The following is an 8,877-nucleotide window of genomic DNA, read 5'->3' as shown; positions in this document are numbered from 1 at the left end:
AAGGTTCGGCATCATTATTGCAAAGAAAGCTGAAACTGGGTTACAACCGTGCCGGAAGATTGATTGACCAATTAGAAGCTGCCGGTATTGTAGGTCCGTTTGAAGGAAGCAAAGCAAGAAGCGTGAATATCACCGACTTGGCTTCTTTAGAACAATTTTTTAACAACGAACAAAACAATGCTTAAAATGAATAAGATTCTATCTATTGCATTACTCCTTTTCTTGAGTTTTACTGCTAATGCACAAGATAAAAAAGCCAAAGACTTGCTCGACCAAGTTACCGCTAAAGTAAAAACTTATCAAAATATTTCCATCGATTTTAAATACACGCTCACCAACAGCAAAGAAAACATCAACAAAGAAAGCAAAGGCAATTTGCTGTTAGAAGGCAATAAATACGTCTTAAACTTTTTAGGCGTAACCAAAATATTCGACGGTAAAAAAAGCTACACCATAGTACCCGAAGATGAGGAAATTACGATTTCGAGTGTGAATGAAAAAGAGGAGAATGCTGTGACACCTGCCAAAATGCTGACTTTCTTTAACAGTGGTTATAAATACTATTGGGACATACTTCAAGACATCAAAGGGCGCAAAATTCAGTACATCAAATTGGTTCCTACCAACGCCAAAGATTCACGCAAAGAAGTATTTTTAGGCATTGATTCTCAAACCAAAAACATCTACAACGTGATTGAAATGGGAAAAAACGGTTCAAAAACCACGCTCACTGTTAATTCTTTTAAAACCAATCAGCCATTATCAAAAAATCAGTTTACCTTTGCAGCAAGTAAATATCCAAATTACTACATCAATAAACTAGATTAAGCTCGGGGTGAAAATACTGGACCGGTACTTACTAAAATCTTTCCTGATTACATTTACTACGGTATTTGTAATCTTGTTTTTTATATTCATTTTGCAAGTAGTTTGGCTGTTCATCTCGGAATTGGCCGGAAAGGACTTAGATTTCATCATGATTATCAAGTTCTTAATGTTCAAAATGCCGAGCATTATCCCACTGGTTTTACCGCTTTCTGTATTGCTGGCTTCCATCATGACCTTTGGTAGCTTAGCCGAAAACTATGAGTTTGCCGCGATGAAATCATCGGGTATCTCTTTACAAAGAGCGATGCGAAGCCTAACTGTGTTTATCTTATTGTTGAGTATAGTAGCCTTCTTTTTTGCCAACAATGTTATCCCGTATGCCGAATACAAGTTCATCAATTTCAGGAGAAATATTGCGCAAGTAAAACCCGCCATGGCCATAGCCGAGGGGCAATTCAGCGATGTTGGTGTTTACAGTATTAAGGTAGAAAAAAAATCGGGAGAAAACGGAAAATACCTTACCGGTGTTACCATACACAAAAAAGCAGCCGTTGGTTCAGGCAGCAATACGGTTATCAAAGCCAAAAAAGGAGAACTAATCAGCAGTGAAGACTCAAATACCCTGAAATTGGTCTTAAACGACGGAAACTATTACGAAGACATTATCCCAAAAAAATTCGAAGACCGTAACAAAATGCCTTTTGCTAAGAGTCAGTTTCAACGGTATGTTATCAACATCGATCTTTCCAAACTCAACAACACCAATCTTAACGAAGAGAGTATTACCAATACGAATACCATGCTGAATGTTAGTGAGTTAGCATTTACATTAGACTCGTTACAAAAAAACTACGATAAGGAAATTAAATCTTATTCAGACAACATTAACCAACGAGTGAAATCGCCAATTACAGTCAAAGGCATTGCATCTTCTATGCCGCTTACTAAAAACAATATACTAGACAATTTCAATACTTCTGATAAAATCCAAATTCTGAGAGTGGCTTCCGGTAGTGTGGATGGTATCAACTTTACGCTGGAATCATCTACTTATGAAATTAAGGGTAGGATAAAAAACATCAACCAACACTGGATTGCTTTGTATGACAAATTTGTAATTGCTTACGCTTGTTTGCTGATGTTTTTTATTGGTGCGCCACTGGGAGCCATCATTCGGAAAGGTGGTTTAGGATTGCCCATCGTATTTGCGGTGATGATTTTCATCATCTTCCACTTCATTAATACCTTTGGCAAGAAAGTAGCGCAACAAGACGAATTATCGGCTTTTATGGGCTGTTGGATGTCTTCCTTTATCCTGACGCCTTTTGCCATACTATTGACCAAAAGAGCGACTGAAGACAAAGGGTTGTCAATTGACTTTGAGTGGTTGACCAATTTCTTTAACCGCATATTCCCCGACAAAACACAACCTGAACCGACCAGTCCGATTACGCCTGAATTGGCTATTAAATCAGAAGAAGTACATCAATATTTAAATACTTTACCCGATAGCAAAAAGGCTGTTACTCCTACTCCATTAGAAACTAAACCTGTAGCCAAGGTTACAGCAACTACCGAATTCTCACCGGCCAATTACCAACTTTTCAGCTTAACCGCCTTGGTCGCTAATTTACTTTTATTGGGTCTTTTTTTCTTTGGCAAACCCGATACAATCCTATTGATTAGTACTGCCTTACTCTTGGCTGTTGTGCTTTTATACAGTCTATACAAAACACATCAAAGTTTAGCTGCTTTAGGCAGGAATAAACAAAATAACTACGACATACCTTTAATTGTTTTATTATTGGCAGGGTTTCCGTTTTACATCTTGTTTTACGGTTATAACAGCCTTTGGATTAAGTCAAACAAAAGCAACTAACACTCCTTTTAATGGACCACAACACTAAAATACAACTCAACACTATAGAAGAAGCCATAGAAGACATACGCCAAGGCAAAGTCATTATAGTGGTGGATGATGAAGACCGCGAAAATGAAGGCGATTTTTTGGCGGCGGCCGAAAAGGTAACTCCCGAGATGATTAACTTTATGGCTACCCACGGCCGAGGCTTAATTTGTGCACCGCTAACTGAAAAGCGTTGCAACGAATTGGAACTGCACTCAATGGTAAAAAACAATACCGACCACATGGAAACGGCCTTTACCGTTTCGGTGGATTTGAAAGGTCAGGGCGTTACCACAGGCATCTCGGCTTCCGACAGGGCTAAAACCATCTTAGCCTTAGTGAATGAAGACACCAAACCGCACGACTTAGCGCGTCCCGGACATATTTTCCCGTTAACCGCCAAACAAGGCGGGGTTTTGAGAAGAACCGGGCATACTGAAGCTGCCATAGATTTTGCCCGTTTAGCCGGCTTTAAACCGGCCGGAGTAATTGTAGAAATTATGAACGAAGATGGCTCTATGGCGCGCTTACCCCAATTGGTGGAAGTGGCCAAGAAGTTCGACTTGAAATTGGTTTCCATAGAAGATTTGGTGGCCTACCGCATGCAACACGACAGTCTGATTGTAAAGAAAGAAGACTTTGAAATGAACACCCGATTTGGGTCGTTCCGATTGAGAGCATACTGGCAAAACACCAACAAGCAAGTGCATTTGGCACTCACCAAAGGCAGTTGGAGTTCGGGAGAAGCTATTTTAACCCGCATCATTTCCACCCAATCCAACAACGACATCCTCAACGCGCTAACCGACAGCATGGATAAAAAGTTAGACCATGTATTTAACCTGATTAACCGTGAGGAAAAAGGCGCTGTAGTCTTTATCAACAGTGAACGCGATTCGAGTGACTTGCTCAACAGATTATCGGAACTCAAGCTATTACAAGCTGAAGGCATCATGAAAGCGCCTCAGGTAAAAATGGACACCAAAGACTTTGGGATTGGCGCGCAGATATTACACGACATTGACGTGTCTAAAATCCGACTCATCTCCAACACCACTCAAACCAAGCGTGTGGGCATGATTGGGTATGGATTGGAGATTGCGGAGTATGTGGCGTATTAAAGTACGAAGTGAGAAGTGCGAGGGACGAAGTAAGGAGAAGTTATTTTAGAGAGTAAATAGCAGTTAGTGAAAGGAATAGCTTTGGTGTGAAAAAATAAGTGTATTTTTTACCTTAAATCTTTTTGCAAAATGAAAAAGGTTGTTATATTTGCAACCGCATTACGCAAGTAGGCACCGACTTATTGGAGAAATGGCAGAGTGGTCGATTGCGGCAGTCTTGAAAACTGTTGACTGTAACAGGTCCGGGGGTTCGAATCCCTCTTTCTCCGCAGAATTAAAACCCTAACGATTGATTATCAATTAGTTAGGGTTTTTTATTTCTAGTTCTAGTCCACATTTAGCCCACAATCAATTTAAAATCTATTTACCAAAGAATACAATCCTTTTAAGCTGTTTTTAGCTTGTAAATTCCATTCTTGATACAATGGAAGCATTTCACAGAAAACATCGTTATATGGCTTTGCATAGCCTTCTTTTATCATAATTTCGTTCAAAACTCTACCATCGTTTAAAATAAGATAGCCTAAATGTCTACCGTATTTATCAACTAAATTATTTTGTTCCTGTACTAATGTGCAATAATCACCCAAATTAACTTGATCTTTTAAAAAGTTAAATGATAAATAACCTAATTTGATTAATAGTGCAGCTGGAACTTGCAACTCTTTTTCATCTTGTTTTATCTTGTTACAATAATTTATTTCGGGTGCATCTATACCCAAAAATCTAACTTCAAATTCCTTTTTTGAAATAATATCTTCTAAAATAATTCCATCACCATCAACAAACTTTACAATTTTCAGAAGGTTTTTTTTTATCGTGGTTTCTTTTGCGTTAAAATGCATTACTTTACTTTATTTAATACGTTGTAAATCAGTACTTTATGTTGTAAATTTAAATGAAATTTTTCACAAAACATAATTATTTTTTTTAAGCTTATGGCTCAACAAAAAGGACATGTTAAATATGTCGGGACGTTAGGAGAAGTTCGTCACTTCAAAATTAAAGGTAACACTGGTTACTATGCAGGATTAAAAGGTGGACCAACAGGAGAGCAAGTAAAAAGCGCTCCGGGCTTTGTCCGTACTCGTGAAAACATGTCTGAGTTTGCAGCATGTGCAATGGCAGGAAAATCTGTTAGAATTGCTTTATCAGCTTTAATGAAACAAATGACTGATAGCCAATTTACAGGTAGATTAACTGCTATTATGAAAAAAATAAATATTGAAGATGGTTCAGAAGCCAGAGGACAAAGAGCTGTCTTGGTTTCACAACAACCTCAATATTTAAGAGGATTGGATTTTAACAAGAACATTTCTTTTAATGGTATTCTTAGTGCTCCATTTACATTAACTGCAACAGTTGATAGAAACGAAAGTACTTTATCATTACCAGCTTTTAATCCATTGAGTTTTTTAAATGTTCCATCAGGAGCGACACATTTTAGAATTATCAATGCCTTAGCTGCTGTATCGGATTTTGTTTATAATCCTGCTACAAGTGCTTATGAGCCTGCCGAACCAACATTAAACGAGTTATCAGATATTGCCTATTCTGCTTATACTCCTGTTAATGCTGTGACTTCATTAATTGATATTACAGCAACTTTGCCAGGTTCTCCAACCTTAACGACTAATATTGCTGTTTTAGGTTGTGTTGGTATTGAGTTTTATCAAGAAGTTGGAGGAAACTACTACTTATTCAATGCAGGTAACGCAATGAAAGTTCAAGAAGTATTCTAAAAAGACCATCAGTTTGCAAGTTTGCAAAGTCTGCAATGTTGCAAAGTAAACCCTTTCGAAAGAGAGGGTTTTTTATTTTGCACTAATTTATCTATAATCCGCACTCATATAGGAGTTATAGTGCATTTAAGTACGGAATATCTACGAATTAAGAGAAAAAAGAACAACCGTTTTTTTATCCATTCCACAATCGCAAGGAAGCCCGAAACTTTCCATTCAAAAATCAACATTCGGATTGGTTAAAATTTGAGCTGTTTTTTTTGAAATAATGCCTACCGCTAAATTTCAATCGGAGTGAAAAACGTCTGGCATTATTTTAAAAAAAATTGCATCCATAGGGGTTTGGGGAAATGGGAGATTTCCCCAACTGAACTTACCTAGTGCGTTGGCAGTAGCGAAACAAGGGTATAGTTTTTTATTTGCTTAACGAGATTTTCTGATTGCTTTTATTGTTGGCTTGATGCTTCATCTGTTCTGTTGAAAATATGTTTTCTTATTTTAATGAAAGCATCTTTATTATTGAGTAGCATCAAGACAGCTTAAAAGCAATTTACTACTAAACGTCTGGCAAATAAAAAACTATACTCTTGTGGGCAAATTTGATTTTTGAGGATGCCTGACTTATCTTTTGAAATGGGTATTTTTTATTTACTACTAATGTTGTTGTGATACGTTATGGCATCTTCAAAAAACAATGAAAATACTTTACCGCTTTTGGGTGGGAGCGTTGGCTGAGCGGATATTTTACATAATGAAATTATAGTTCTAAAAAAAAACCATCAAAAATATTAACGCTTTTTTTTGAACTATAATGTTGCCTTCATTATGTAAAATAGCTTGGGAGTGGTTTTTAGCGTTGGGAAGCTCTTGTTTTTCGAGCTTTGGGAAAGTGCAGGGCTTTTTTTGCCTGTTTTATGTGCGATGGGGTTGGGAAAATAAAACAGGCAAAAAATGCTTTGCACAGCTGGGGAAAAAACAAGTGCTTAGAGCGTTGGCAGAAAACCACTAGAGCGTTGGCAGAGCTTTGGGCTGGGTGGGTGAAAATACTTCAGCGATAGCGTTCCTATTTTTTTAATATTTGTTTCTACTTAATTATTAACGAAATGAAGCAAACAAAGAATTGATACTAGGAATACTTGGACTAGGAGCGATTTTTGTGGAGATGAATGAGGTAATGATTAATTTTTAAAAACTTGCTGATTGCTAGATATTAATTTGATAAAGATTCTAAATTGAAATACATTAATCTTGTATCCGATTTTTTGTCTTTACTCGACAGGTATTTGAAACCCATTTTTTCATAAAATTTTAATGAATCTCTATAAGCATCAACAGTTATGAATTTACAACCTGTTTTGTTTTTATTCGTAAACAAACCTTTTGTGAAATTGATTATCTTTCGACCATAACCACCGCCATTTTGATAATCTACGTGAACTGCTAGCCTACCAATTTTAACTGCTGGATAACTTTTATAATGACTTTTTTCTTTTGGTAAAAATACACCAACTCTAGCTGCGAATTTTTCAATACTACCATCTAAATCAGTATGGGATATTTTATCATTTAAAAAATTAAAATATGCTATTGTTTTTTCTGTGTCTTGTATAAGATATGTGACTGCCATCAAATCTTTAGCGTAATTTTTAGCGTCATCAAAAAGAAAGCCGTTCAAATCTGTGTCTCCACAATCGAACGGCAATATTATTGTATCAGGCTCAAGCCTAATTAATTTAATAGTATTAGATTCCAAATTCTGCTAAACTCATAAGCAATTCGTAATCTTCTTTAATCTCTTCCTTTTCTTCGTTAGAAACTTTCTTTACTTCTTTGTTTTCTTTTACAAATGTATCAGCATCTTTACCACAAAGAAAAGGTGTCTCTTTTATTGGTTTTGCCATAATTTATTTTTTTAGTTAGTGTTTGAAAGCTTATGCAAATATATAAAAATTATAATACATACAACATATATTATAACATCAACAACATCAATGCTTTAAACATATATTAATTTAACGTATATTTTTAAATAAAGTTACAAATGAACTGTTAAAGTTTTATTTAACTTTATCGAAGTCTTTTATTAGAAAATACGCATATAGAACATCACTATTTGAAAAACCATCTTTATAGCAAACATGTGATAATATTACATTTGTACCAATACCAACTTTTACACAAACCTTATGATTAGGAAAGTAGTGTAGCTTGTGTATTAGTTGTATGACTTGTTTTTCTGTCAATTTATATAAAAAAAGCTTGTGAAAACACAAGCTATATATAAGATTAATACTTTTTACTGAAAGGCTTAGCCTAAAATGATGTCATTTTTCATAATTATTATTTTTAGTTAGTAAACTTAAATAAAGATAAACAAATTTAATACCATTAATTGAAATAAACAAATAATATTTACTAATTGACTGTTAAATCGTTACCGGATAAAAATCTTCTATCAGTTATACAGTTTTTATTTAAAAAATCTTTTATAAAAACTTTATTAAAACCGGACAAAGAATGTTTTGCAATAATTGAAAGCCTAATAAACGAACTAGCATCAGACCACATTTGTTCAATATCATCAGTTGTACGAATTCTAACAGCATGTAAGTTGTGAGGATCATTTGTAGAATTACAAGGCATGTAGGATATAAAATTATCTTTTAGATTAATATCTTTACCCTGTAAATTACCACCATTATAATCTCCTATTGGTTTATAAAATGTTAGTTCAATATGAATATCAAAGATTTCAGAATCTGTCATATTGACAAATTTTATTAAGTAACTATTTTCGCCATTTACAGTTTGTTTAGATATGTGTTCTGAAATAGCAACAATTGGTTTTTTCTTACTTAAAAAATATTTTAAGAAAAAATAGGAAGCAGCTACACCAGAAGCAACTCCAATTATTAAGTTTAGTAGGAAATCCATAAAATATATTTTAGCGCATAAAATTAGTAAAAACATTGTTAAATCATAATTTTATTTATTATTACTTATTCTTTTCAAGCATATTAGTTTGACAATTTTCTTCAATATCTTTAGTTGTAATTATATCAAAAATGTTTAAATCTTCATAAGTTACTTTAGGTTTGTCAAAATTTTTAATTTATTTAATATATTCTTCATTAATTTATTTCATATGCAATACACAAAGTATAACTGTATGTCTTCAAACTAAAGTGGACTTTTTTTTAGAGAGTGTTTAGTTAATTAATTCAAAGATAAATGTTTTTCTTTATTGGTTAATGATTTGATTTTTTGGTACTCATTTCTG

General features: G+C 34.6%; 8 protein-coding genes, 1 tRNA gene and 1 pseudogene. 6 read left to right on the top strand and 4 right to left on the bottom strand.

What is annotated here, in order from left to right; all coding sequences use genetic code 11:
• The 5 genes and pseudogenes from ACIQ32_RS10410 to ACIQ32_RS10390 form a co-directional block, all read left to right on the top strand.
• Positions 1 to 185: DNA translocase FtsK (locus ACIQ32_RS10410; protein ID WP_396195627.1), on the top strand; the 185-nt coding region annotated here is incomplete at its 5' end.
• Position 186: 1 nt separating this feature from the next.
• A complete protein-coding gene (locus ACIQ32_RS10405) occupies positions 187 to 828 on the top strand; it encodes an outer membrane lipoprotein carrier protein LolA (RefSeq protein ID WP_396195626.1) in 642 nt (213 codons plus the stop codon).
• Between the two features lie 7 nt (positions 829 to 835).
• Positions 836 to 2,242: pseudogene (locus ACIQ32_RS10400) on the top strand (LptF/LptG family permease); the annotation flags it as partial.
• Positions 2,243 to 2,718: 476 nt separating this feature from the next.
• Positions 2,719 to 3,855, top strand: a complete 1,137-nt coding sequence (gene ribB, locus ACIQ32_RS10395; RefSeq protein ID WP_396195625.1) for a 3,4-dihydroxy-2-butanone-4-phosphate synthase — start codon at positions 2,719 to 2,721, stop codon at positions 3,853 to 3,855.
• A gap of 184 nt (positions 3,856 to 4,039) precedes the next feature.
• Positions 4,040 to 4,124, top strand: a tRNA-Ser gene (locus tag ACIQ32_RS10390).
• Positions 4,125 to 4,208: 84 nt separating this feature from the next.
• Here the strand turns inward: ACIQ32_RS10390 and ACIQ32_RS10385 are convergent.
• Positions 4,209 to 4,700, bottom strand: a complete 492-nt coding sequence (locus tag ACIQ32_RS10385) for a thermonuclease family protein (protein ID WP_342694269.1) — start codon at positions 4,698 to 4,700, stop codon at positions 4,209 to 4,211.
• 93 nt (positions 4,701 to 4,793) lie between these two features.
• Here ACIQ32_RS10385 and ACIQ32_RS10380 point away from each other — a divergent pair, with 93 nt between their 5' ends.
• Positions 4,794 to 5,597, top strand: a complete 804-nt coding sequence (locus ACIQ32_RS10380; RefSeq protein ID WP_396195624.1) for a hypothetical protein — start codon at positions 4,794 to 4,796, stop codon at positions 5,595 to 5,597.
• 1,210 nt (positions 5,598 to 6,807) lie between these two features.
• Here ACIQ32_RS10380 and ACIQ32_RS10375 read toward each other — a convergent pair.
• The 3 genes from ACIQ32_RS10375 to ACIQ32_RS10365 all read right to left on the bottom strand — a co-directional run bounded on the left by ACIQ32_RS10375 (position 6,808) and on the right by ACIQ32_RS10365 (position 8,531).
• Positions 6,808 to 7,350, bottom strand: a complete 543-nt coding sequence (locus ACIQ32_RS10375) for a GNAT family N-acetyltransferase (protein WP_396195623.1) — start codon at positions 7,348 to 7,350, stop codon at positions 6,808 to 6,810.
• A complete protein-coding gene (locus ACIQ32_RS10370; protein ID WP_310560668.1) occupies positions 7,340 to 7,498 on the bottom strand; it encodes a hypothetical protein in 159 nt (52 codons plus the stop codon). The genes ACIQ32_RS10375 and ACIQ32_RS10370 overlap by 11 nt, the downstream gene beginning before the upstream one ends.
• A gap of 514 nt (positions 7,499 to 8,012) precedes the next feature.
• Complete coding sequence (locus ACIQ32_RS10365; RefSeq protein WP_396195622.1) at positions 8,013 to 8,531, bottom strand: hypothetical protein; 519 nt, start codon at positions 8,529 to 8,531, stop codon at positions 8,013 to 8,015.
• Positions 8,532 to 8,877 lie beyond the last annotated feature (346 nt).

It is taken from the genome of Flavobacterium sp. (assembly GCF_044373165.1).
Classification (GTDB): domain Bacteria; phylum Bacteroidota; class Bacteroidia; order Flavobacteriales; family Flavobacteriaceae; genus Flavobacterium.
Note: the sequence above shows the minus strand (reverse complement) of the source record. Positions and strands in the feature narration are given on the sequence as shown.

Excerpts from the sequence above, each read along its gene's own strand:
- ACIQ32_RS10405 (WP_396195626.1), top strand. The coding sequence starts at position 187 with ATGAATAAGATTCTATCTATTGCATTACTCCTTTTCTTGAGTTTTACT.
- ribB (WP_396195625.1), top strand. The coding sequence starts at position 2,719 with ATGGACCACAACACTAAAATACAACTCAACACTATAGAAGAAGCCATA.
- ACIQ32_RS10385 (WP_342694269.1), bottom strand. The coding sequence starts at position 4,700 with ATGCATTTTAACGCAAAAGAAACCACGATAAAAAAAAACCTTCTGAAA.
- ACIQ32_RS10380 (WP_396195624.1), top strand. The coding sequence starts at position 4,794 with ATGGCTCAACAAAAAGGACATGTTAAATATGTCGGGACGTTAGGAGAA.
- ACIQ32_RS10370 (WP_310560668.1), bottom strand. The coding sequence starts at position 7,498 with ATGGCAAAACCAATAAAAGAGACACCTTTTCTTTGTGGTAAAGATGCT.
- ACIQ32_RS10365 (WP_396195622.1), bottom strand. The coding sequence starts at position 8,531 with ATGGATTTCCTACTAAACTTAATAATTGGAGTTGCTTCTGGTGTAGCT.